Source organism: Nocardioides aromaticivorans (assembly GCF_013408525.1).
Taxonomy (GTDB): Bacteria; Actinomycetota; Actinomycetes; order Propionibacteriales; family Nocardioidaceae; genus Nocardioides; species Nocardioides aromaticivorans.
This window is the reverse complement of the sequence record NZ_JACBZM010000001.1, coordinates 1463123-1487346: the sequence shown is the minus strand read 5'-3', so window position 1 is coordinate 1487346 and position 24224 is coordinate 1463123. Positions and strand designations below refer to the sequence as shown.

Genomic DNA, 24224 nt, shown 5'->3' with positions numbered 1-24224 from the left:
CCACCACCCATCCCGACACGAGGAGACCACCATGACCGCCACCCCGACCCGCCCGGCCGCCACCGCGCCGCCCACCGCGCCGCTCACCGCGCACCCCCTGTCCCTGCTGACCGCGGAGGAGGTGAGCGCCAACCGTGAGGTCGTCGACGCCGCGGGCCTGCTCGGGCCGGACACCCGCTTCGTCTACGTCGGCCTGCTCGAGGCGCCCAAGGCCGAGCTGCTGGCCCACGCCGAGGGCGACCCGTTCCGTCGTACCGTCGCCAGCATCCTCGTGGACCGCGCCTCCGGCGCCGCGACGAGCGTCGTGGTCGACGTGAGCGCGGGTGCCGTCGAGTCGACGCGCGCGATCGACGCCCTCGCGGAGGGCCAGGGCCCGATCCTCGACGAGGAGTTCGAGGACATCGAGCAGATCCTGCTGGCCAGCGACGACTGGCTGGCCGCGATGGCGAAGCGGGGCATCGACCCCGCGATGGTCCGCGCGGTGCCGCTGTCGGCCGGCAACTTCGGCGACCCCGCCGAGCAGGGCCGCCGCATGTGCCGGGTGCTCGCCTTCCTGCAGCTCGACGAGGCCGACCTGCCGTGGGCGCACCCCATCGACGGCGTCTGCGCCTACGTCGACCTGACCGAGCGGGCGGTCTTCGCCGTCGCCGACAACGCGATGATGGACGTGCCGATGGAGCGGGGGGAGTGGAACGCCGAGCCGCACGGGTCGCCGACCCGCACCGACCTCAAGCCGATCGAGATCACCCAGCCCGAGGGCCCGAGCTTCACCGTCACCGACAACCTCATCGAGTGGGCGAACTGGCAGTTCCGGTTCACCTTCGACGTCCGCGAGGGCCTGGTCCTCCACCAGCTCGGGTGGAAGGACGACGCCGCCCCGGGCGGGGTGCGCCCCATCGTCAACCGGGCCTCGATCCCCGAGATGGTCGTGCCGTACGGCGACCCGGCGCCCTCGCGCTACTGGATCAACTACTTCGACCAGGGCGAGTACATCTTCGGTCGCTACACGAACTCCCTCGAGCTCGGCTGCGACTGCCTCGGTGAGATCACCTACGTCGACGCCGTGATCGCCGACGAGAAGGGCGAGCCACGCACCCTGACGAACGCGATCTGCCTGCACGAGGAGGACTACGGCGTGCTGTGGAAGCACACCGACCTGTTCAACGGCATGGCCGAGACGCGGCGCCAGCGCCGCCTGGTGATCTCCTTCTTCCTCACGATCGGCAACTACGACTACGGCTTCTACTGGTACCTCTACCTCGACGGCACCATCGAGCTCGAGGCCAAGGCGACGGGGATCGTGTTCACGTCGGCGTACACGGGGCCGGACGGGTTCGCGACCGAGATGGCGCCCGGGCTGGGCGCTCCCTTCCACCAGCACCTCTTCTCCGCCCGCCTCGACATGGCGGTCGACGGGCACACCAACGCCGTCGACGAGGTGGACGCGGTGCGGGTGCCGGTCAGCGACGTCAACCCGTACGGCAACGCCTTCCGCCAGCAGCACACCCGGCTGCGCACCGAGCTCGAGGCGCGGCGGCACGCGGACAACCTCGCCTCGCGGACCTGGCTGGTCACCAACCCGGAGCGGACCAACCGGCTCGGCCAGCCCGTCGGCTACGCGCTGCACCCCGAGGGCCAGCCGACCCTGCTCGCCGACCCGTCCTCGGTCATCGCCAGGCGCGGCGCGTTCGGGACGCACCACCTGTGGGTCAGCGCGCACGACGACGGCCACCGCTGGCCGGCCGGCGAGATCGTCAACCAGTCGCCCGGCACCGACGGCCTCGAGCGGTACGTCGAGCAGGACCGCGACATCGACGGCGCCGACATCGTCCTCTGGCACACCTTCGGCCTGACGCACTTCCCCCGCCCGGAGGACTGGCCGGTCATGCCGGTCGACTACACCGGCTTCACGCTGAAGCCGGTCGGCTTCTTCGACCGGAACCCGGCCCTCGACGTTCCGGCCGGGACGACCCCGCACTGCCGGGGGATGAAGTGACCGGCCTGGTGGCCGGCCGGGTCGCTGCCGGCCTGGCGGTCGTCTCGGTCGGCCTGCACGTGGCGGCGCTCGGCGCGATGCCGCCGCTGGCCGTGCTCCTCATGCTCGCTGCGGCGCTGGCCTGCCTGCGCTGCGTGCCGGCACTGTGGCGGACGTCGGACTCCCGGGCGTGGGAGTGGACGGCCGGCACCGCCGCCGCGATGGTCGCCCTCCACCTGCTGGTGATGGGCACGACGGGAGGCCCCGCCGCGCACGGCGGGGCGGCCCACGCGGCGACGGGCCACGTGGCGGCGCACCTCCACGGCGAGGGATGGGACCTGATGCACGTCGCGAGCCTGGTCGCCGGGCTCGAGGTCGTGCTCGCCGTGGGGGTCCTGGTGGCACGGCTGGCGGGTCGCCGGCGCCACCTGCCCGCGGAGGTGTCGTCAGCGCGCTGACGGCCTCCGCGGGTGCGGGCGCTGCGGATCCGGTCTCAGTAGACCGTGATCCGCAGCGCCCGCATCTTCGCGTAGAGGGTGGTGCGCGAGATGCCCAGCGACTGCGCGGCCTTCACCTTGTTGCCGTCGTGCTCGCGCAGGGCCTCGACGATGACGGCGCGCTCTGCATGCTCGATCGGCGCCAGCTTCTTCGTCGGCTCCTGGGCCCGGTAGGCCTCCGGCAGCTGGTCGAGGACGACGGCGCCGGTGCGCTGGTGGCGTACGACGTGGTCGACGACGGCCCGCAGCTCGCGCAGGTTGCCGGGCCAGGGCTGGGCCGAGAGGGCACGGAGCGCGCCCGGCGTGAAGTGCAGCGAGGAGCCGGCGCCGAGGTCGGCCAGCATCCGTCGTACCAGCTCGGGAAGCTCGTGCGGCCGGCTCGCCAGGGGCGCGAGGACGCGGCGCTCGGTGCACTCCCCGGCGAGCGCTGCGGCTCGCCCCGAGAGGCCTTCGACCGGACCGCACACCAGCACGAGCCGGGGCGCCTTCCGCTCGGCGAGGTGGGTCGCGACGAGGTCGATCAGGTCGTCGGGCAGCAGGTCGATGCCGTCGACGCAGACGGTCCCCTGGCCGGCGCGTACGAGCGCGCCGAAGTTGCGGGCCCAGGCCTCGGCGCCGTCGAGCAGGGCCGAGGCGGCGGTGAGGACGGTGACCGGCTGGACCTCGCTGCTGCGTCGCGCCTCGGTCGACCGGCCGGAGCCCGGCGGGCCGGAGACCAGCACCGGCGCGTGGGCGAGGTCCGGACGGACCGCCCGCGGAGCGACGCGCAGCTCGCGGCGGGGCTCGACGTGCAGCAGGGCGCCGCCGCGCGCGCCACCGACCCGGCTGGCCTCGACCCGGACCTCCAGCCCGGACTCAAGGGTCAGGTCCACGTCGGCGTTGTCGTGCAGGTCGCCGACCAGCATCCGCAGCAGCGCGACGTCGGTCGAGCCGAGCAGGTCGGAGGCGGCCTGGTTGGACATGAACAGGTCCTGCCCGATCGCGACCACGGCGCGGCGCCGGGTGCCGGCGGCCTGGAAGGCGGCGAGGAGCTGCTTGTCGGAGACCCGGCTGCGGTCGAGCAGGCGCTGCTCGATGTCCGCGACGGCGCGGGCCACGAGCGGCGGCAGCAGCGGGCTGGCCTCCTCCATGAGCGCGGTGATGTCGAGGACCCCCTCGATCCGGCGCGTGGTCGGGTGGAAGATCGGGTGGCCGTAGCAGCTGAACCGCCGCAGCGGCACGGCGAAGTGCTCACCACCGTTGATGGCGATGCTCGTGCGGGTCTCCAGCACGGTGCCGAGGGCGTTGGTGCCCACCGCCTCCTCGAGGAGCGAGGCGCCGACATCGAGGCCGAGGTTGTCGAAGGCCCGGCGACCGCCGCGGTCGCCGCACCAGCGCTGCGCGATCCGGCCCTCGCGGTCGACGAGCAGGGTCGAGAACATCGTCCCCTGCAGCTGGTCGTTGAGCTCGTCGAGCACCGCCGACGCCGCCGAGAGCAGGGGGCCCGACGTGTCCACGTCGCTGTAGGTCAGGTGGTCCAGCGCGTTGCCCGGGGTCAGCCCGGCCATCGTGGCGCGCTGCCACGACTTCGCGATCGGGTCGCGGAGCTCGTCCGTTCCTGTCGTCACGCGTCCCTCCTCGGCTGCGGCCTCGTGACCGCGGTCACAGTAAACGGCAGGGGGTTGGCACCCGGTTGTCCAGTTTCTGAACATCCACCGGCGCCCGTCGTTGCGAGTGTGGCCGGCGTCACGTCCCATCCGCCGACGCCCCGGCGCCCCACCCAGGAGAACTCCATGAAGACCAAGGCCGCAGTCGTCTACCAGACCGGCAAGCCCATCGAGATCGAGGAGCTCACCCTCGACAAGCCCCGCGAGGGCGAGGTCCTGATCCGCTACACCCACGCCGGCCTCTGCCACTCCGACGTCCACATCGCCCACGGCGACCTCGAGGCCCGCCTGCCGATGGTCCTGGGCCACGAGGGCGCCGGCATCATCGAGGAGGTCGGTCCCGGCGTCACCCGGGTCAAGGTCGGCGACCACGTCGTGTGCTCGTTCATCCCGAACTGCGGCACCTGCCGCTACTGCGCCAACGGCCAGCAGTCGATCTGCGACATGGGCGCCACCATCCTCGAGGGCTACCTGCCCGGCGAGCGCTTCCCGATCACCGGCCCCGCCGGGCAGTACGGCGCCATGTGCATGCTGGGCACGTTCAGCCAGTTCGGCGTCATCCACCAGAACTCCTGCGTCAAGGTGGACGACGACCTGCCGCTGGAGAAGGCCGTCCTCGTCGGCTGCGGCGTCCCCACCGGGTGGGGCTCGGCCGTCAACACCGCCGAGGTGAAGCCCGGCGAGACCGTGATCGTGATGGGCGTCGGTGGCATCGGCATCAACGCCGTCCAGGGCGCCGCCCTGGCCGGCGCGAAGAACGTCATCGCCATCGACCCGCTCCCCAACAAGCGGGAGAAGGCGATGGAGCTCGGCGCGACCCACGCCTTCGAGTCGGCCGAGCTGGCGATGGAGACGATCACCAACCTCACCCGCGGCCAGATGGCCGACTCCGCCATCCTCACCCCCGGCCTGATGACCTCGGAGATCGTCGCCGACGGCTTCAACGCCGTGGGCAAGGGCGGCAAGGTCGTGCTGACCGGGCTGAACAAGTTGGAGGAGACCAACATCCAGCTGCCCGGCTCGGTGCTCACGCTCTACCGCAAGCAGCTGCGCGGCAGCCTCTTCGGCGACTGCAACCCCACCGTCGACATCCCGCGCATCCTCGGGCTCTACCAGTCCGGCGACCTCAAGCTCGACGAGATCCTCACCAGGACCTACACGCTCGAGCAGGTCAACGAGGGCTACGACGACCTGCTCAACGGCAAGAACGTCCGGGGCGTCGTCGTCCACGACCACTCGTGACCACCCTGACCGAGGACAGCGGGGTCACCGGGAGCGGGGTCGTCGACCGGGAGCGGGAGACCGAGCTGCTCGAGGCGGCGTTGGCCAGCGGTGCCAATGTCGTCCTCGAGGGGCCGCCCGGGACCGGCAAGACGACCCTGCTCCGCCGGGTCGCGGCGTCCCGGGCGAGCTCCTTCGCGCTGGTGGAGGGCAACGCCGAGCTCACCCCGGCGCGCCTGGTCGGCCACTTCGACCCCGCGCTGGTCCTCAGCCGTGGCTACCAGCCCGAGGTGTTCGTCGACGGGCCGCTGCTCACCGCGATGCGTGCGGGCGGCCTGCTGTACGTCGAGGAGCTCAACCGGGTGCCGGAGGAGACCCTCAACACGCTGCTCGCCGTCATGTCGGAGCGGGAGATCGTCGTACCCCGGCTCGGGCTGGTGCGCGCGGCTCCGGGCTTCGGGGTGGTCGCCGCGATGAACCCGTACGACGCCGTGGGCACGGCCCGGGTGTCCAGCGCCGTCCACGACCGGACCTGCCGGATCGCGATGGGCTACCAGTCGGCCGAGGCGGAGTCGCGGATCGTCGCGCTGCGGGCGCCCTTCCCCTCCGACGCCTGGCGGGACCGGGCCGTGGCGCTGGTGCGCGCGACCCGCAGCCACCGGGAGCTGCGGGTGGGCTCGTCGGTGCGCGGCGCGATCGACCTCGCCGGGATCAACCACCAGCTCGCCCGCTCGCGCGGTGTCGCGGAGGACGACTGGCAGGTCGGCCTCGACGCCGCACTGGTGGCGCTCAGCGGCCGGATCCGGGTCGACGAGTCGTCGACCCGGAGGCCGGAGGACGTCATCGAGGAGCTGTACGCCGCCGTCTTCGGACCGCGGCCCGGCGACGACGGAGCCGACCCGGGGGAAGCCTGAGCCCGTCTCCTCCGGAGGCGGGCGCTCCCCAGCCGGCCGGGGCGCCGGCCGACCAGCCGCAGGCGTCGCGCCGGGGCCGCCCCGACCGCACCCACGGGCGGGACGAGCTCGCGCGCAACCAGCGCTTCGCCGAGCTCTCCCCGGAGGTGGGCGAGCTCGACGTGGAGGCGGTGGAGGCCGCCGTCGCCGAGGACCCCGACGGGGTGCTCCCGCTGCTCGCCCTGATGAGCCGGGCCACCGACCCGGTCCTGCGCGCGAAGGTGCAGGCGCTGGTGCCGCGGCTGGTCGTCGAGCGCGCCCGCAGCGGACCGAGCGGCCGGATCGGCGCGGGCCGGCTGCGCCCGACCCGCGCCGACCGGGGCGGCGACCTCGACCTCGACGCGTCGCTGGAGGCCGTCGCCGTCGCCCGGGCCGAGGGCCGGCCGGCGGCCCTCGACGAGCTCACCTCGCTCGTGTGGCAGCGGCCGTCGACCGCGGTGTGCCTGCTCGTGGACCGCTCCGGGTCGATGGACGGCGAGCGCCTGGCCACGGCCGGGATGGCCGCAGCCGCGTGCGCCCTGCGGGTTGCCGAGTCCGGCGGCGAGCTGTCCGTGATCGCCTTCGACCGCCGGGCCGAGGTCGTCGTGGGCCTGGCCTCGCCCGCCGAGCCCCGCCGTACCGTCGAGCGCGTCCTCGGCCTGCGTGGGCACGGCATGACCTCGCTCGACGCCGCGCTGCGCGCCGCCCGCGAGCAGCTCGCCCCGGCGCGCGCCCGCCGCCGGATCACCGTGCTGCTCTCGGACTGCCGGGTCACCGACGACGTCGACCCGACGGCGGCCGCCCGCGCCCTCGACGAGCTGCTGGTGATCGCGCCCGCGAGCGACGACGACGAGGCCCGGGGCTTCGCCCGTCGCGCCGGCGCGCGGGTCGAGTCGCTGGCCGCGCTGGCCGACCTGCCCGTCGTACTCGACCGGCTGCTGGGCTGACGCCGGACGAATGTCCAGAACCTGAACACCCCCGTCCCCGCTGGCGGACGACGCTCGGTCCACACGGATCGAGTCGAACGCCAACGGAGGAAAAATGACCGACCTGCTCGTGCCCACCGACACCGCCGTCCTGCCCCAGGTGCGGGAGTGGCTGTCCCGGCCCAAGGGCCTGTTCATCGGCGGGGCGTGGACCGACGCCGCCTCCGGCCGCACCTTCGAGACGCGCGACCCGGCGACCGGCCAGGTGCTCACCGAGGTGGCCCACGGCGAGGCGGTCGACGTCGACCGTGCCGTGCGCGCCGCCCGCAAGGCCTTCGAGGGCGAGTGGTCGCTGTGGACGCCGGCCCAGCGCCAGCGCCTGCTCTTCCGGATCGGCGAGGCGATCTACGAGCACGCCGAGGAGCTGGCCCAGCTCGAGGCCCTCGACAACGGCAAGTCCGCCGCGGTGGCGCAGGCCGTCGACGTCACCTGGGTCGCGGAGCTCTTCCAGTATTACGCCGGCTGGGCCACCAAGATCGAGGGCCGCACCATCCCGGTGTCCGTGCCGTGGGCGCCCGGCACCCAGTGGCACGCCTACACGCTGCGCGAGCCGGTCGGCGTGTGCGGCGCGATCGTGCCGTGGAACTTCCCGCTGCTGATGGCCGCCTTCAAGATCCCGGTCGCCCTCACCTGCGGCAACACGGTCGTGCTCAAGCCGGCCGAGGACACCCCGCTCACCGCCCTGCGACTCGCCGAGATCATGGCCGACTGCGGCCTGCCGGACGGCGTCTTCAACGTCGTGACCGGGTACGGCGACGCGGGCGCCGCCCTTGCCGCGCACGACGACGTCGACAAGATCGCCTTCACCGGGTCGACCGAGGTCGGCAAGCTGATCGTCGACGCCGCCAAGGGCAACCTGAAGAAGGTCAGCCTCGAGCTCGGCGGCAAGAGCCCGCAGGTCGTGTACGCCGACGCCAACCTCGACCTCGCCATCCCGGGCACGGCGTCGGGCTTCCTCTTCAACCACGGCCAGACCTGCACCAGCGGCACCCGGCTGCTCGTCGAGGACAAGATCTTCGAGGAGTTCACCCAGGGCGTCGCCGAGGTCGCCGCGGCGAGCAGGCTGGGGCCCGGCCTCGACCCGACCAGCGAGGTCGGCCCGCTCGTCTCCCAGACCCAGCTCGACCGCGTCCTCGGGTACGTCGACCAGGGGCTCCGCGACGGTGCCCGGGCCCTGACCGGCGGCCGGCGCCACGGCGACGAGGGCTACTACGTCGAGCCGACCGTGCTGGTCGACGTCGACTCGTCCTTCAGCGTCTATCGCGAGGAGATCTTCGGGCCGGTGGTGGTCGCGACGCCGTTCAACGCCGAGGAGGGCGTCGTGGCGGCGGCCAACGACACGCCGTACGGCCTGGCGGCCTCGGTCTGGACCCGGGACGTCACCAAGGCGCACCGCACGGCGCGGCAGATCAAGGCCGGCACGGTCTGGATCAACTGCCACAACGCCTTCGACGCGGCGATGCCCTTCGGCGGCTTCAAGCAGTCGGGCTGGGGTCGCGAGCTCGGTGCCTCGGCGATCGACGCCTACACCGAGCAGAAGTCGGTCAACGCGCTGCTGGCGTGACGCACTTCCCCGGGCCGGCGGTCGTGCGGTCGGCCGGCCCGGGGATCACCAGCTGCTGATTCTTTGCCTTCGGATCCATGGGCGCCGGGCTCCGTCCGGGACTAGCCTGAGCGGGTCTCCGGCCGACGTCCGGCCTGCTCCAGGAGGTCCTCGTGAAGATCGCCCGCGCGCTCGTCCCTGCCGTGCTCGTCGCCCTCGCGGTCCCCGCGAGCGTCGGGGCGGCCGCCGCCGACCCCGTGCCGGACGACCCGCGGCAGGAGCAGTCGATCACCTTCCAGACGACGGCGCCGGTGGGCCAGGACTGGGTGCACACCAACGACTTCGGCGACTACGTCCCCTACGCCTCCGCGACGTCCGGCCTCCTCGTGGAGTTCTCCGTCGACCCGGCCAGCACCGCCTGCCACGCGACCCCCGGCGTCTTCGGGGACATCGAGACCCCGGGCCGGATCACCGTCTGGGTCACGGCGCCGGGCACCTGCATCGTGCACGCCGACCAGGCCGGCGACGAGGAGTTCCAGCCCGCGCCGCGGCAGACGCAGACCTTCGACGTGCTGCGGGAGCCGGTGCAGCTGACGGCGCCCAAGGTCGCCAAGGGCCTCCTCGGGCTGGTCCCGACGACCTTCCGCGCGGAGCTGCTGCACCAGGTGCCGTTCGGTCCCGGCTACCTGACGACCGGGTACCCGGGCCAGACGCTGACCTTCTCGGTCGCGGGCAAGGTGATGTGCTCCGGCGTCACCGTGGAGCACGAGGGGCCGGGGCCCTTCGAGTCGACGGCGATCGCGACGTGCAAGGCGACGATCGGGCTCGCGACCGCGCTGTCGACGAACGGCTACACCGTCACCTATGCCGGCAACGAGCTCAGCGTCCCTGCGAGCGCGGTCGGCAAGCTCTCCTGAGCGGGCCGGTCGGCGCGCGTCAGTAGGTGTAGAAGCCGCGCCCGGTCTTGCGGCCCAGCAGGCCGGCCTCGACCATGCGGTTGAGCAGCGGCGGCGCGGTGTAGAGCGGCTCCTTGAACTCCTCGTAGAGCGACTCCGCGATCGCGCGCGTGGTGTCGAGGCCGATCAGGTCGGCGAGCGCGAGCGGGCCCTGCGGGTGCGCGGCGCCCAGCACGAAGCCCTGGTCGATGTCCTCGGCCGTGGCGAAGCCCGACTCGAGCATCCGGATCGCCGAGAGGATGAACGGGATCAGCAGCGCGTTGACGACGAAGCCGGCGCGGTCCTGGCAGTCGATGGCGTTCTTGCCGAGGTCGTCCTGGACGAAGCCGCGGGCCCGCTCGGTGGTCGCCTCGGCGGTCATCAGCGACGGGACCAGCTCGACCAGCTTGAGCACCGGCACCGGGTTGAAGAAGTGGACGCCGAGCACGTGGGTCGGGCGCTTCGTGGCGACCGCGAGCTTCATGATCGGGATCGAGGAGGTGTTGGAGGCCAGGATCGCCTCGGGGCTGGTGACGATCTCGTCGAGGCGGCGGAACAGGTCGGTCTTGGCCTGCTCGTCCTCGATGATCGCCTCGATCACCATGTCGCGGTCGGCGAGCTCGGTGAGGTCGTCGACGACGCGGATGTTGGCGAGCACAGCGTCCGCGGACTCGATCTTGCCGCGGCTCTCGGCCCGCTTGAGCGAGGCCTCCAGGCGGTTGCGCGCGGCGTCGACCGCGGCGGCGGACGACTCGACGACGATGACGTCCTTGCCGGCCCGGGCGCTGACCTCGGCGATGCCCGAGCCCATCAGGCCACCACCGACGACGCCTACCCGCTGGATGTCCGTCATTCCCCGCTCCGTTCGCTCGCATTACTAGGACGTCCTAGCAATCTACGCCGCCCCTCGGCGGGCGACGAGGGGATACCCCACAAAGAACGGGTGCTCCCTTTGTCAGCCGGTGACGACGCGCTCCAGGCCGGCGACGATCTCGTCGGCGGTCCGCTCGACCATCGCGAGCACCGTGCGGAACCCGGCGTCGCCGCCGTAGTAGGGGTCCGGTACGTCGCCCGCCCCCTCCGGGTCGAAGTCGCGGAACGCGCGCAGCCGCTCCCCGTCGACCACGCCGCTGGCGAGGGCGCGCAGGTCCGCCAGGTTGGCGGCGTCCATCGCGAGCACGAGGTCGTGCTCGTCGAGCCAGTGCGCGAGCACCTGCTGCGCGCGGTGCCTGCTGGCGTCGTACCCCCGGTCGGTGAGGAGGGCCGCGGCGCGGTGGTCCATGGCGTCGCCCACGTGCCAGTCGCCCGTGCCCGCGCTCACGACGGTGACCCGGTCGTCGAGGCCGGCGTCGGCGACGCGCGCGTTGAGGACGACGTCGGCCATGGGGGAGCGGCAGATGTTGCCGAGGCAGACGACGGAGATGCGGTAGCGGCCCGGGGTACGCGGTGCCGGGAGGGTGGCCGTCACTCGTCCTCGACCCCGACCATCGCGTCGAGGAACCAGGTCGTGACGCTGATGATGATCGAGCCCCAGACCGCCGGCCAGAACCCGTCGACGTGGAAGCCGAGGCCCACGCCGTCGGCCAGCCAGGCCGTGAAGCGCAGCAGCAGCGCGTTGATCACGATGAGGAACAGCCCGAGCGTCACGAGGATGAACGGGATCGACAGGATCGTCAGCACCGGCTTCACGAACGCGGTGATCGCGCAGGAGATGAGCGCCACGATCACGAGGTCGACGATCTTGTCCTCGACCTCCGCGCTGCCGCGGGTCGCTCCCTCGAACCAGATGCCGTCGATGAGCTGAGCGGCGAGCGCGAGGGCGGCGGTGGTGATGGCCCAGCGCGACAGGAACGCGATCATGCGCCCAGTCTGCCGGGTCGGTCGAGGCGGTCGCGCAGCCCGCCGTTCGTCGAGGCGGTCGCGCAGCCCGCCGTTCGTCGAGGAGGTCGCGCAGCCCCGCCGCTCGTCGAGGAGGTCGCGCAGCCCCGCCGCTCGTCGAGGAGGTCGCGCAGCGACCGTCACGAGACGCCCGGCCCCGGTGCAGCTTCTGTGCCGGCCGGATCGCCTGCGCGACGGCCTCCGCCTACTCCAACCGCAGGGCCTCGATGATCTCGACCTCGGCGTCCTCGATGTGCTTGCGGAGGAACTCGTGGGCGCCGTCGGGCCCCTCGAGCCGGCCGGCCTCCAGCAGCTCGACCAGGCCCTCGTGCGACTCGGCCTCGTCGTGGGCGTTGCGGTTGAGCCGGTCGACCTGGGCGAGCGCCAGCTTCAGCTCGTCCATCAGCGCCTCGGCCATCTGGACCAGGCGCGGGCTGCCGGTGAGCTCGACGAGGGAGACGTGGAAGGACAGGTGGCGCTCGTTGAGCTCCTCGTACGACGCCTCGCCGCCGCGGACCGCCGCGGTGTAGGAGTCCAGGGTGTCGCGGACCCGCTGGCGTCGTACGGCGTCGGCGGACTCCCACGCCTGCACGCCTGCCCCCTCGAGCACCCAGCGGGCGCGGCACACGTCGCGCACCGACTCGGCGCGGGGAGTCGCCACGCTGACGCCGCGGTTGGGCTCACGGGTGGCGAGGCCCTCGGCGACGAGCACGGTGAGCGCCTCGCGCACGGTCGGGCGGGAGACCCCGAGCGACTCGGCCAGGGCGATCTCGCGCAGCGGCGTGCCGCTCTCGAGCTCGCCCTCGAAGACCGCTCGGCGCAGCTCGGCGGCGACCCGCGAGACGGTCGAGGCGTGCTCGACGCTGAGCGTGGTGAACGCCTTCCGGGTGGCGGGAGCGGCAGGCATGGGCTCCATTCTGCCGCCTCGGGACACGCAGGCGGGGGTTCGCTTCCCGGTCCCGCGGTGCGGACGCTATCCTGTCCTTCTTGTCAGATTGTCTGACAATTCGGGGTGGGCGTGCCGATGGGCACCACAGGGACTGCTGGAGGAGGGGCGATGAGCTCGGCGACGCTGGAGTGGGGACGGCACTACGCGATGGTGGACCCGTCGTCGTACCGGATCGACTACGCCATCAACCCGTACATGGACCCGGCCGTCCAGCCCGACCCGGTCCGCGCCCGGGACCAGTGGCAGGCGCTCGCGGGCACCCTGCGCTCGCTCGGCGCCACCGTCGAGGAGGTCCCGGCGCTGCCGCAGGCGCCCGACATGGTCTACGCGATGAACCTCGGCCTCGTCGCGCTGCGCCCCGACTGGACCGGCCCCGGCCGCCGCTCCGTCGTGCTGTCGCACATGCGCTACCCGCAGCGGCGGGTCGAGACCCCGGCGGCACGGGCATGGTTCGAGTCGCAGGGCTTCGCGCCGTCGTACATCGGTCGCGAGGGGATCGGTGCACACTTCGAGGCCGGCGACGCCTTCCCGTTCCGCGGCGACCTGGTCGTCGGCCACGGCCCCCGCACCGACGAGCTCGCGCTCAAGCAGCTCGCCCACGACCTCGGGGTGCAGGTGCGCGGCGTGCGGATCACGCACCCCGGGATGTACCACCTCGACCTGGCCTTCTGCCCGCTCGACGACGACCACGCGCTGGTCTGCCCGTCGGCCTTCGACGAGGAGTCGGCCGCGGCGCTGCTCGACCTCGTCCCGCAGCCGGTGATCCTCAGCGAGGAGGAGGCGATCGGCAGCTGGTGCGCCAACTCCGTGGTCGTCGACCGGACCGTCGTGATGCCGGAGTGCCCCCGCCGGGTGCGCAACTGGCTCGACACGCTGGGCTTCGACGTCGCCCTCGTCGACGTCTCGGAGTTCCACCTCGGCGGCGGCTCGGTCCGCTGCCTGACCAACCCGCTCGACATCACCCTCGGCCGCGACCTCGAGCTGGTCACGGGCGGGCAGGTCGTCGACCCGGGAACGGCCGCGGCCTAGGTTCCCGCCTTCCCGGTCCCGCCTTCCCGGTCCCGCGGTTGAGCGGGTCTCCGGGTGGATACGGTGTCCACCACTGCAGTCCACCCACCCCCCAGGAGCTCCGGTGCCCGGACCCACGCCCAGCCAGCCGGGCTGGTACGACGACGGCAGCGGCCGCGAGCGCTGGTTCGACGGCAACGGCTGGACCGACCACGTCCGCGGTGAGGCCGGGGCGGGGGAGCAGGTCGGCCCCGACACCGCGCCGATCGCGGGGGACTCGACGGTCGTCGTACCAGCGGCGGCGCGGCCCGGACCGCCACCGGCGACCGCGCAGCTCCAGCAGCTGCAGGTCGGGGGCGGCAAGGGCCTGCGCATCGCGATCGGCGTGCTCGGCGCGCTGGTGCTGGTCGCCGTCGTGGTCGTCGGCGTGCTGCTGCTCCTCGGACGCGACGACGACGACAAGGACAAGGGAACCGACGACGCGACCAGCCCGTCGGTGACCGAGACGACGCCGGACGCACCGTCGTCGTCCCTCGACACCCCGACGATCCAGCCCTCGGACTTCCCGAGCGAGGAGCCGACCTCCGAGGCGCCGCCCCTGCCCGAGCTGCCGAGCAACCTGCCGACCGAGTTCCCCAGCGACTTCCTGTCCGACTTCCCGACCGACCCCGAGGGCTTCGAGTCCTGGGCCTCCGACTTCCTGGAGCCGTGATCCGATGAGCGACCCGAACCAGCCGTACGGCGCCGTCCCGCCCACCAGCTTCCCGCCGCCGTCCGGCCCGCCGCAGGGCCCGCCGCCGGGCTTCCCGCCCCCGGGCGGTGGCCCGTCCGGCCCGCCGCCCGGAGGTCCGTGGGGCCCGCCACCGCCTGCCTCGGGAGGCAAGGGCAAGGGCCTGCTGGTCGCGCTCGGCGTGATCGGTGCGCTGCTCCTCGTCGGCGTGGTCGTCGCGCTGGTCGTGCTGCTGACGAACAGCGACGACGACGGCGACGAGAAGGGTGACGACGACACGACGGCGTCGACGGGCGCGGCTCCCGACAAGGTCGTCGAGGGCCTGATCGCCGCGGCCGGGGATGCCGACTGCGACAAGGCCAAGACCTTCCTCACCGAGACCGCGCAGGCCGCCGACCCGTGCAACGCCGCGGAGTTCCGGCTGCTCTCGACCTCCGACGTCGATTCCGAGGTCGGCGACCCGGTCATCGACGGCGACGAGGCCACCGTGCCCGTGAGCTTCGACAACGAGGGCAGCACGGAGGACTACGTCTTCAACCTCGAGCAGGTCGACGGGACGTGGCTCGTGGCGTCGTACGCCATCGACAGCGGCGGCGACGACCCGACCGACAGCACCTCCTCGACCGACGACCCGACCGGCGACCCGACCGACACGGCCACCACCCCCGGCGGCACCAGCACCGCCGACGCGGTCGCCAACGACCCGATGTCCGTCGTCGAGGCCTTCATGACGGCCTTCGTCAACGGCGACTGCGCCACGGCGGAGGACCTCGTCACCGAGGCCTACATCAAGGACGAGGGCAGCTGCGACCCGTCGGAGATCACGCCCTTCTCCAGCCAGCTGAAGTACACCGTCGGCAAGGCCGACGTCGACGAGGCGGCCGGCAAGGCCTCCGTCCCCGTCGACATCACCATCGCCGGCGAGGCCGACCGTGGCACCTTCACGCTGGTCAAGGTCGACGGCGTGTGGCGGATCAACGGGTCGGACGACACCGCCGAGTGACCGCCGGTGGTCGAGGAGGTCGCGCAGCGACCGTCTCGAGACCCCTGGCTCCGGCGCACCCGCTGTGCCCTTCGGTTGGGTGCGTGGTCGGGTCTTCAAGCGCAGCGACGAGGAGGCTGGGTACGGGGCTGAGTTCGGCGGTCGGGTGCCGTCCGCCCGGTGGTCGAGGAGGTCGCGCAGCGACCGTCTCGAGACCCCTTGCTCCGGTGCACCTGCTGTGCCCTTCGGTTGGGTGCGTGGTCGGGTCTTCAAACGCAGCGACGAGGAGGCTGGGTGCGGGGCTGGGTCCCGCGGTCGGGTGCGGTCCGGCGGCCTCGTGATCACTCGTCGCACGACTAGTTCTTCACATGCGCCGGATGGATTTTCCCCTGTCCACAGGCGGGTTTCCGTCGCTTCGTTGTGTCGGAGGTCGATGGGAGAATCCAGTCATGGATCTCGGAACCAGCGGCACCGCGACAACTGTCTCGACAGCGTCGTTGCTGTCGTGGATCGCTGACGACGCCGAGGTCCGTGACCATCTCCTGGTCCGGGAGTGGATGAACATCGTCGCCTGGGCCGGCGCCAATATCGTCGATGGTGCTGAGGGTGCCGCGACCCTGACGGAGGGCTACCTCGACACCGGTGTCCCGATCGCCGGCCCGGGTGCACCGCTCGTGAGCGAGTTCCAGCTGATGGAGCTCATCGCGGTGCTCGGCCGGACCCCTGAGGGTGGGCGGTCGTATGTCGGTCAGGTCGTCGAGTGCGCCTGGCGCCTCCCGCTGCTGTACGCCGCCGTGGTGGACGGCCGGGTCGCGCCGTGGCGGGCTCAGAGGATCGCCGACCTCACCCGTTCCCTCCCCGAGCAGGCGGCGGGGTTCGTGGACCGGCACCTCAACGCCGCCGTCGGCGGCGTCGGGTGGGCGCAGCTCGAACGCCTCGTGACCGAGGCGATCCTCCGGTTCGACCCCGAACGTGCAGAAGCTGAACGCCAAGCCGCGAACGACCGCCGCCACTGCGACGTCCACATGGACGAGGTCGACGCACACGGCGGCGTGCACCTCGACGCCTACCTCGATGCCGCCGACGGCCACGACTTCAACCAGGCCGTCGCCCGGGAGGCGCACCTGCGCGGCCAGCTCGGCGACGAGTCCAGCCTCGACGTGCGTCGGGCGAAGGCGGTCGGTGCGATCGCCCGCCGCGACCTGGCCCTCGACCTGCTGATCGCCGACGAGACCACCGGTGAGGTCCTCGCCCAAGCCCCCGGTCGTCGGGTGGAGCTGAACGTCCACATCACCGACACCGCCCTGACAGCACAGGCACAGGGGTCTCGTGACGGTCGCTGCGCGACCTCCTCGACCACCAACACCGTCGGTCGCTGGGACGAGGGCCGCTGCCCGGTCACCACCGCACAGATCCGGGAATGGCTCCAGGTCCCGGGCTCCACCGTCATCGTCCCACCGGTCATCGACCTGGCCGACTGCGTTCCGGTCGACTCGTACGAGATCCCCGACCGCCACCAACGACGCGTCCGCCTCCGCGACCACACCTGCCGGTTCCCCAACTGCCCCCAACAAGCGGTCCGCTGCGACCTCGACCACGCCCCACCCCACGCCGCGGGCGGCAAGACCTGCCCCTGCAACCTCGTCCCACTCTGCCGACGGCACCACCGCGCCAAGACCCACAGCACTTGGCGCTACCAGGTCACCAGCCCCGGCCACTACCTGTGGACCAGCCCCCACGGCCACCACTTCCACGTCGGCCCCGCCGGCACGACACCGCTCGACGGCCACTGACCACCACGCCCCACGCCCCGCCGGAGTCGGCGGGGCCATTGGCACGCCCGCTCTACCCCGGCGTCCGTGACATCGCCGAAACCCGCGGCAGCCCGGGTGTCCCTAGGCTGGCTCCATGTCGATCAAGGTCGCGCTGGAGCACCGCACGACGTATGACTTCGCGGAGCCGGTCGCGGTGGCGCCGCACGTCGTACGACTCCGGCCTGCGCCGCACTGCCGCACGCCGATCGAGGCGTACTCGCTGACGGTCGAGCCCGCGGGCCACTTCGTGAACTGGCAGCAGGACCCGTTCGGCAACTGGCTGGCGCGGCTGGTCTTCCCCGAGAAGGTCAAGACGCTCGACATCACGGTCGGGCTGGTCGCGGACCTGATGGTGATCAACCCGTTCGACTTCTTCATCGAGGAGTACGCCGAGCGCTTCCCCTTCGCGTACGACGAGCAGCTCGCCGCCGACCTCACGCCCTACCTGCGGCCGGTGACCGACGCGGAGGCGGCCGACGAGTGGCGCCGCGGCCTGCCGGAGCTGCCCGCGGACGGCGTACCGACGGTGCAGTTCCTCGCCGACCTCAACAGTGCCGTGCACCGCGACGTCGCCTACTCGGTGCGGATGGAGCCCGGCGTGCAGACGCCGGACCACACGCTGGCGAGCGGGATCGGGTCGTGCCGCGACTCGGCGTGGCTGCTGGTGAGCCTGCTGCGGCAGTACGGCCTGGCGGCGCGCTTCGTGTCCGGCTACCTCGTCCAGCTGGCGCCCGACGCGTTCGCGACCGAGGGGATCGAGGGGCCGACCGGTCCGACCGAGGACTTCACCGACCTGCACGCGTGGGCGGAGGTCTTCCTGCCGGGCGCGGGCTGGGTGGGGATGGATCCCACGAGCGCGCTCTTCGCCGGCGAGGGCCACATCCCGCTGTCGGCGACGCCGCACCCGAGCTCGGCCGCGCCGATCGAGGGCGCCACCGACCCGGTCGAGGTGACCTTCTCCTTCAGCAACACCGTGACCCGGGTGCACGAGGACCCGCGGGTGACGGCGCCGTACACACCGGCCCAGTGGGCGCGCATCGACGAGCTGGGCGCGGCCGTCGACAAGCGGCTCGAGGCCGGTGACGTCCGGCTGACGATGGGTGGCGAGCCGACCTTCGTCTCGCTCGAGGACTCCTCGATGCCCGAGTGGAACACCGACGCGGACGGGCCCGCGAAGCGCCGGCTGGCCGTCGACCTGGCCGCCCGGCTCCAGAAGCTGTACGCCGACGGCGGGGTCGTGCACCGGGGGCAGGGCAAGTGGTACCCGGGTGAGCCGCTGCCGCGCTGGGCGATCTCGCTGCAGTGGCGCAGCGACGGCGAGCCGCTGTGGGGCGACCCGGCGCTGCTGGCCGACCCGTGGGCGACCCCGGTGGTCGAGGAGGTCGCGCAGCGATCGTCGCGAGACCCCCGGGCCCACGCCTTCGGCGCCGAGGTGACCCGGCTGCTGGGGCTGCCGGAGGACCAGCTGCGCCCCGCCTACGAGGACCCCTTCACCGCGCTCGCCACCCACGTCGCCCAGCCGTACGGCGACCGGCCGGCCACCGACGACACGGACGACCCCGACGCGGAGCTGGTCGCCCGGCTCGACGCCGACGTCACCGAGCCCACCGGCTGGGTGCTCCCGCTGGCCACCGCGGAGACCGGCTGGACCAGCCCGGTGTGGCGCTTCCGCCGCGGGCGGCTCGTGCTCACCCCGGGCACGAGCGCTGTCGGGCTCCGGCTGCCGCTGGACGCGATCGCCTGGGTCGACCCCGAGGCGCCGGCCCAGCCGTCGTACCTCGAGGCCGGGGAGCCGCTCGTCGCGGGCGTGCCGGCCGTCGTGCTCGCGGACCCGGAGGGTGCCGACCGCACGGCGCTGGCCTTCGAGGAGCGCGACGGGCACGTCCACGTCTTCCTGCTGCCGACGACGCGGCTCGAGGACTACGCCGACCTGCTGCACGTCGTCGAGGCGGCGGCTCGGGCGACCGCGACGCCGGTCGTCATCGAGGGCTACCAGCCGCCCCCCGACCCGCGGCTGGTGCAGCTGTCGGTCACGCCCGACCCCGGTGTCATCGAGGTCAACGTCCAGCCCAGCCGCAGCTGGGCCGAGCTGAGCGACCTCACCACGACGCTCTACTCCGAGGCCCGGCTGGCGAAGCTGTCGACGGAGAAGTTCGACCTCGACGGGCTCCACACGGGCACCGGCGGCGGCAACCACCTCACCCTCGGCGGGCACCAGCCGGTCGACAGCCCGCTCCTGCGGCGCCCGGACCTCCTGGTCAGCCTGATCACCTACTGGCAGCGGCATCCCTCGCTGTCGTACGTCTTCTCGGGCCGCTTCATCGGACCCACCAGCCAGGCGCCGCGCTTCGACGAGGGTCGGCCGGAGGCGGTCTACGAGATGGAGATCGCCTGCGCGGAGGTGGCCCGGCTGGTCGCGGAGGCCGCCGACGGCGACGCCGGGCCGCGGCCGTGGCTGGTCGACCGGGCCCTGCGCCACCTGTTGACCGACCTCACCGGCAACACGCACCGCGCGGAGTTCTGCATCGACAAGCTCTACAGCCCCGACTCCACGCGCGGCCGGCTGGGCCTGCTGGAGCTGCGCGGCTTCGAGATGCCGCCGCACCCGGAGATGGCGCTGGTCCAGGCGCTGCTCGTGCGCAGCCTGGTCGCGATGTTCTGGGAGAGCCCGATCGACCCGTCGACCGCGCCCCTGGTGCGCTGGGGCACCCGGCTGCACGAGGACTTCCTGCTGCCGCAGGGCGCGATCGCCGACATCCACGAGGTGGTCGCCGACCTCGCCGCGGCCGGGATCGACTTCGACCCCGCGTGGCTGGCGCCCTTCACCGAGTTCCGCTTCCCGCGGATCGGCTTCGCCGATGTCGCCGGCGGGATCTCGATGGAGCTGCGCCAGGGCGTCGAGCCGTGGCACGTGCTCGGCGAGGAGGCGACCGGCAGCGGGACGGCACGCTACGTCGACTCGTCGGTCGAGCGGATCCAGGTGACGGTGCGTGGAATGGACCCCGAGCGCCACCTGGTGACGTGTCAGGGTGTTCCCGTGCCGCTCACCGCCGTCGACCCCGGACCCGCGCCCACGGGTCACTACGGCGGCGTGCGCTACAAGGCCTGGGCGCCCTGGTCGGCGCTGCACCCGTCGATCCCGGTCGACTCCCCGCTGACCTTCGACGTGGTCGACGTCGACGCCGGCGTCAGCCTGGGCGGCGCGACCTACCACGTGGTCCACCCGGGCGGGCGCAACTACGACCACCCGCCGGTCAACGCGCAGGAGGCGGAGGCCCGCCGCGCGGCCCGCTTCGAGCCGCGCCGCCACACCGCCGGCAAGCTCGACGTCGCCGCGCTCCGGCGCCTGCAGCGCGAGGTCGCCTCGGCCGAGTACCCGCACACCCTCGACCTGCGCCGGGTCGCCTCGCGGACCGCCCGGGGTCGCCCGTGACGGTTCTGCGGGACTACGCCGCGGGACTGACCCAGCCGACCCTGGCGGGGCCCGGTGACGACGGCGGTGACAACGAGGTCACGAGCCGGTACGACGAGGTCGTCGGGCCGGACGGTTCGCTGCGCGCTCCCTGGAAGCGCCTGGCCGAGGTCGCCACGCAGATCGACGGCGACGACATGCGCCGGGTCGCCGAGGAGATCGCCCGCTTCCTCGAGGACGACGGCGTCACCTACTCCCGCCCGGGCGAGCGCCCCACCCGCTGGCGGCTCGACCCGGTCCCGCTCATCGTCGACGCCTCGTCGTGGAAGCAGCTCGAGGTCGGCCTCGCCCAGCGGGCGGAGCTGCTCAACGCCGTGCTGGCCGACCTGTACGGCGACCAGACCCTGCTGGCGGAGGGGATCGTGCCGCCGGCGGTCGTGCTCGGCCACCGCGGATTCACCCGGATCATGGCGCGGCCCTCGATGCGCGACCCGCGCCCGCTGGTGCTCTCGGCGACCGACCTCGGCCGTGACGGCGACGGCGCGTGGCGGGTGCTCGGCGACCGCACCCAGGCGCCCTCGGGCCTCGGCTACGCCCTCGAGAACCGGCGCGTGCTGAGCCGGGTCATGCCGGAGCTCTATCGTGAGGCCGACCTGCACCGGATGGCGCCCTACCTGTGGGCCCTCCGCTCGGCGCTGCTGCAGTCGGCCACCGGTGACCTGCCGGACCCGCGCGTCGTCGTACTCAGTCCGGGGCTGCACTCCGAGACCTACTACGACCAGGCGGCGATCGCCTCCAACCTCGGCTTCCCGCTCGTCCAGGGCAGTGACCTCACCGTCCGCGACGGCTGGGTGCTGATGAAGACGCCGCAGCGCCTCGAGCGGGTCGACGTGATCCTGCGCCGGGTCGACGCCGCGTGGAGCGACCCCCTCGAGCTGCGCGGCGACTCCCAGCTCGGCGTCGCCGGCCTCGCCGAGGCCGTACGACGGGGGCGGGTCCGGGTGGTCAACGGGCTCGGCTCGGGGGTGCTCGAGAACCCCGGCCTGCTGCCCTTCCTGCCCGCCGCCTGCGAGCACCTGCTCGGCGAGCCGCTGCGGCTGGAGTCGGTGCCGACCTGGTGGTGCGGCGACCCCGACGGCCTCGACCACGTGCTCGACCACCTCGACGAGCTCGTGGTGCGCAGCATCGACGGCTCCGACCTGACCCTCGCCGGTGCCTCGCCGGAGCGGATCCGGGTGACCGTGCGGGCCCGGCCGCACGCCTTCGTGGGCCAGCAGCGGCTCCAGCTCTCGCAGTCGCCGACCTGGCGCGGGCGCACCGCGCAGCCGGCCGACGTCCTGCTGCGCGCGTTCACGCTGCGCTACGGGTCGGCGTACCGTCCGCTGCTCGGTGGCCTCGCGACCGCGCGCGACGGCGACCGGACCGTCGCCAGCAAGGACGTGTGGGTTCTCAAGGACGAGACGACGCAGCCGGACCAGGGCCTCACCGACGTCCTCCCGATGACCGCGGTGCGCTCGCTGCCGGCGACGGTGCCGCGCGTCCTCGACGACATGTTCTGGTTCGGCCGCTACGCCGAGCGGTCGGAGGACATGCTGCGGCTGGTGCTCGCCGCGCACGTGCTGGTCGCCGACTACCGCACCCGCCCCCGGACCACCGGCGGAATGAGCCTCGAGGTGACGATGTCGGCGGTCCACCGGCTCACCGGGCGCGTCGAGGACGACGACGAGGCCGACCTGCGCTCCGTGCTGCTCGACGAGGAACGACCGGGGTCGGCCGCGCACTCGCTGGCCGGCCTGCGAGACGCGCTGACCGGGGTGCGCGACCAGATGTCCGCCGACGCCTGGCGGGCGATGGGCTCGGTCGACCGCGCGCGGACGGTGCTGGAGGGCTCGCACCACAGCCACCAGGTCGCCGAGTCCGCCGGACGGATGCTGACCGCGGTCCTCGCCCTGCAAGGGGTGACGGCCAGCATGATCCGCGACGCCGGCTGGCACATGGCCGCCGCCGGGCGCTACCTCGAGCGCGGCCTCCAGCTGTGCCACCTGCTCCGGCTGACCACCGAGCGGCGCGGCCTCGACGTCGACCGCGAGGTGCTCGCGACGGTCCTCACCGCCGCGGAGAGCTCCGTGACGCACCGGCGCCGCTACCGCGACTACGTCCGCCCCGCCGGGGTCCTCGACCTGCTCCTGATGGACCCCGAGAACCCCCGCTCCCTCGTCTTCGCCCTCCACCGGCTCAAGGAGCACGTGGCCGGTCAGGTCGCCTCCACCGGCTCGACCCGTCCCGAGCGGCTCCTCGACGACCTCATCGCCGAGGTCGAGGGCACCGACGTCTCGGCGCTCGTCGCGATCGGCGGCGTGCAGCGGCCGCACCTGGTCGCCTTCCTCGACGACGTCACCGGGCAGCTCGAGCGGATCGCCGAGGCCGTGCGGGACCTGCACTTCGCCACCGGCCCGCGCCCGCGCAGCTTCGGCGTGCTCCCGACGCTCACGGAGGCGACGACATGACGCGCTACCGGGTGGAGCACCGCACGACGTACACCTATGACGACGACGTCACCGACAGCCTCGGCATCGGTCACCTCGTCCCGCGGGAGCTGCCGTGGCAGCAGGTGCGCGGGTACGACGTCGTGGTGACCCCGGAGCCCGGCGACCTCAGCCGCGACGCGGACTACTACGGCAACACCGTGACCTACTTCCAGGTCACCACGCCGCACGACGAGCTGGTCGTCGTCGGCAGCGGCGAGGTCGAGGTGGTCCCGCCGGCCGTCGACGAGGACGCCGCCGCCCGGCCGTGGGAGTCGGTGCGGCCGCTGGTCGCGCCGTCCGCGCCGGGCGCCTGGCAGGCGACCGACTTCGCGCTGCCCAGCGCGGCGGTGCCGGTCCACGCGGGTGCCCGCGACTACGCCGCCGACTCCCTGCTGCCCGGGCGTGCGGTGGGCGAGGCCGTCACCGACCTGATGCACCGCATCCATGCGGACTTCGACTACGACCCGGCCGCCACCACCGTCACCTCGACCGTGTCCGAGATCCTCGCCAAGCGCGCGGGCGTCTGCCAGGACTTCGCCCACTTCACGCTCTCCGCCCTGCGCGCCCACGGCCTGGCCGCCCGCTACGTCAGCGGCTACCTCGCCACCGAGCCGCCGCCCGGCAAGGAGCGGGTCGTCGGCGCCGACGCCTCGCACGCGTGGGTCGCGGTCTGGCTCGGCGGCGACGAGTGGCTCGCCCTCGACCCGACCAACGACCAGTGGCAGAACGACCGCTACGTCACGCTCGCGTGGGGGCGCGACTACGGCGACGTACCCCCGTTGAAGGGCGTGATCTTCACCGAGGCGAAGACGTCGCGGCTGACGGTGTCGGTGGACGTCGCGCCGCTCGGCCCGGCCGTGCTGTAACACGCTGTTCGCCGCACTACCCGGCACTTCTCGGCACCGACACGCGGTGAAACGCGCGGAAACGTGCCGACAACCGCCGGGTAGTCGAGCGAACAGCGTGTTACCTGCCCCGCCCGGCCGAATCGCCCGGAAGAGGTGGAGTCAGGCGCCCGGCCCTCCTGGTGCCGCGTCCGGAAAGTTCTGAAGCGCTTCGCGCACCCACAGCACGCACCTCGCGGCGTTGCCGACGCTTGCGAGACGACCCGGTATGGCTGCGCGCCGGCGCCTTGCGATGCACGCACCGTGCGCACGCCAAACGTTCCACAACTACCCGGACGCGGCA

19 protein-coding genes are annotated in these 24224 nt (G+C 73.0%); 14 read left to right on the top strand and 5 right to left on the bottom strand.

Features of this window, described 5'->3' with window-relative positions; translation table 11 throughout:
• Nucleotides 1-31: 31 nt before the first annotated feature.
• Together BJ993_RS07030 and BJ993_RS07025 are read left to right on the top strand one after the other, a co-directional pair.
• A complete protein-coding gene (locus tag BJ993_RS07030) occupies nucleotides 32-1996 on the top strand; it encodes a primary-amine oxidase (RefSeq protein WP_179648211.1) in 1965 nt (654 codons plus the stop codon).
• Nucleotides 1993-2433 (top strand): hypothetical protein, encoded by a 441-nt coding sequence (locus tag BJ993_RS07025; protein WP_179648210.1) that lies wholly within the window; start codon nucleotides 1993-1995, stop codon nucleotides 2431-2433. Before BJ993_RS07030 ends, BJ993_RS07025 begins: the two co-directional genes overlap by 4 nt.
• 35 nt (nucleotides 2434-2468) lie before the next feature.
• On the opposite strand, the gene BJ993_RS26515 is transcribed toward BJ993_RS07025, so the two are convergent.
• The gene (locus BJ993_RS26515; RefSeq protein WP_218864627.1) at nucleotides 2469-4079 is read right to left on the bottom strand and encodes a sigma-54-dependent Fis family transcriptional regulator; all 1611 of its coding nucleotides are present in this window, start codon (nucleotides 4077-4079) and stop codon (nucleotides 2469-2471) included.
• Between the two features lie 165 nt (nucleotides 4080-4244).
• Here BJ993_RS26515 and BJ993_RS07015 point away from each other — a divergent pair, with 165 nt between their 5' ends.
• The 5 genes from BJ993_RS07015 to BJ993_RS06995 all read left to right on the top strand — a co-directional run bounded on the left by BJ993_RS07015 (nucleotide 4245) and on the right by BJ993_RS06995 (nucleotide 9717).
• Nucleotides 4245-5360, top strand: coding sequence for an NDMA-dependent alcohol dehydrogenase (locus BJ993_RS07015; protein WP_036548940.1), 1116 nt, complete (start codon nucleotides 4245-4247; stop codon nucleotides 5358-5360).
• A complete protein-coding gene (locus BJ993_RS07010) occupies nucleotides 5357-6253 on the top strand; it encodes an AAA family ATPase (RefSeq protein WP_179648208.1) in 897 nt (298 codons plus the stop codon). The genes BJ993_RS07015 and BJ993_RS07010 overlap by 4 nt, the downstream gene beginning before the upstream one ends.
• 146 nt (nucleotides 6254-6399) lie before the next feature.
• The gene (locus BJ993_RS07005) at nucleotides 6400-7218 is read left to right on the top strand and encodes a vWA domain-containing protein (protein ID WP_207006957.1); all 819 of its coding nucleotides are present in this window, start codon (nucleotides 6400-6402) and stop codon (nucleotides 7216-7218) included.
• 94 nt (nucleotides 7219-7312) lie between these two features.
• Complete coding sequence (locus tag BJ993_RS07000; protein ID WP_036548938.1) at nucleotides 7313-8821, top strand: aldehyde dehydrogenase family protein; 1509 nt, start codon at nucleotides 7313-7315, stop codon at nucleotides 8819-8821.
• Between the two features lie 152 nt (nucleotides 8822-8973).
• Nucleotides 8974-9717 carry a hypothetical protein gene (locus BJ993_RS06995; RefSeq protein WP_179648207.1) on the top strand — a complete coding sequence of 248 codons (744 nt, stop codon included), beginning with the start codon at nucleotides 8974-8976 and terminating at the stop codon, nucleotides 9715-9717.
• A 19-nt stretch (nucleotides 9718-9736) separates the two neighbouring features.
• Here BJ993_RS06995 and BJ993_RS06990 read toward each other — a convergent pair whose 3' ends face one another.
• From BJ993_RS06990 to BJ993_RS06975, 4 genes are all read right to left on the bottom strand, one after another.
• Nucleotides 9737-10579 carry a 3-hydroxybutyryl-CoA dehydrogenase gene (locus BJ993_RS06990; RefSeq protein ID WP_277987711.1) on the bottom strand — a complete coding sequence of 281 codons (843 nt, stop codon included), beginning with the start codon at nucleotides 10577-10579 and terminating at the stop codon, nucleotides 9737-9739.
• 111 nt (nucleotides 10580-10690) lie between these two features.
• Nucleotides 10691-11203: a low molecular weight protein-tyrosine-phosphatase gene (locus BJ993_RS06985; protein WP_308645504.1), complete on the bottom strand. Its 513-nt coding sequence runs from the start codon at nucleotides 11201-11203 to the stop codon at nucleotides 10691-10693.
• Nucleotides 11200-11595 (bottom strand): phage holin family protein, encoded by a 396-nt coding sequence (locus BJ993_RS06980; protein ID WP_036548931.1) that lies wholly within the window; start codon nucleotides 11593-11595, stop codon nucleotides 11200-11202. Before BJ993_RS06980 ends, BJ993_RS06985 begins: the two co-directional genes overlap by 4 nt.
• Nucleotides 11596-11818: 223 nt before the next feature.
• A complete protein-coding gene (locus BJ993_RS06975) occupies nucleotides 11819-12520 on the bottom strand; it encodes a GntR family transcriptional regulator (RefSeq protein WP_051932533.1) in 702 nt (233 codons plus the stop codon).
• Between the two features lie 150 nt (nucleotides 12521-12670).
• On the opposite strand from BJ993_RS06975, the gene BJ993_RS06970 reads away from it, so the two are divergent.
• From BJ993_RS06970 to BJ993_RS06940, 7 genes are all read left to right on the top strand, one after another.
• On the top strand, nucleotides 12671-13591 hold the full coding sequence (locus BJ993_RS06970; protein WP_179648206.1) for a dimethylarginine dimethylaminohydrolase family protein: 921 nt from the start codon (nucleotides 12671-12673) through the stop codon (nucleotides 13589-13591).
• Between the two features lie 103 nt (nucleotides 13592-13694).
• Nucleotides 13695-14282, top strand: a complete 588-nt coding sequence (locus BJ993_RS06965) for a DUF2510 domain-containing protein (protein ID WP_179648205.1) — start codon at nucleotides 13695-13697, stop codon at nucleotides 14280-14282.
• 4 nt (nucleotides 14283-14286) lie between these two features.
• Nucleotides 14287-15303, top strand: a complete 1017-nt coding sequence (locus tag BJ993_RS06960) for a nuclear transport factor 2 family protein (protein ID WP_179648204.1) — start codon at nucleotides 14287-14289, stop codon at nucleotides 15301-15303.
• A gap of 428 nt (nucleotides 15304-15731) precedes the next feature.
• Nucleotides 15732-17075 carry an HNH endonuclease signature motif containing protein gene (locus tag BJ993_RS06955; RefSeq protein WP_179648203.1) on the top strand — a complete coding sequence of 448 codons (1344 nt, stop codon included), beginning with the start codon at nucleotides 15732-15734 and terminating at the stop codon, nucleotides 17073-17075.
• Between the two features lie 115 nt (nucleotides 17076-17190).
• Nucleotides 17191-20529 carry a transglutaminase family protein gene (locus tag BJ993_RS06950; RefSeq protein ID WP_179648202.1) on the top strand — a complete coding sequence of 1113 codons (3339 nt, stop codon included), beginning with the start codon at nucleotides 17191-17193 and terminating at the stop codon, nucleotides 20527-20529.
• A complete protein-coding gene (locus BJ993_RS06945; RefSeq protein WP_179648201.1) occupies nucleotides 20526-23015 on the top strand; it encodes a circularly permuted type 2 ATP-grasp protein in 2490 nt (829 codons plus the stop codon). The genes BJ993_RS06950 and BJ993_RS06945 overlap by 4 nt, the downstream gene beginning before the upstream one ends.
• A complete protein-coding gene (locus BJ993_RS06940) occupies nucleotides 23012-23902 on the top strand; it encodes a transglutaminase family protein (RefSeq protein ID WP_036548914.1) in 891 nt (296 codons plus the stop codon). Before BJ993_RS06945 ends, BJ993_RS06940 begins: the two co-directional genes overlap by 4 nt.
• Nucleotides 23903-24224: the final 322 nt, after the last annotated feature.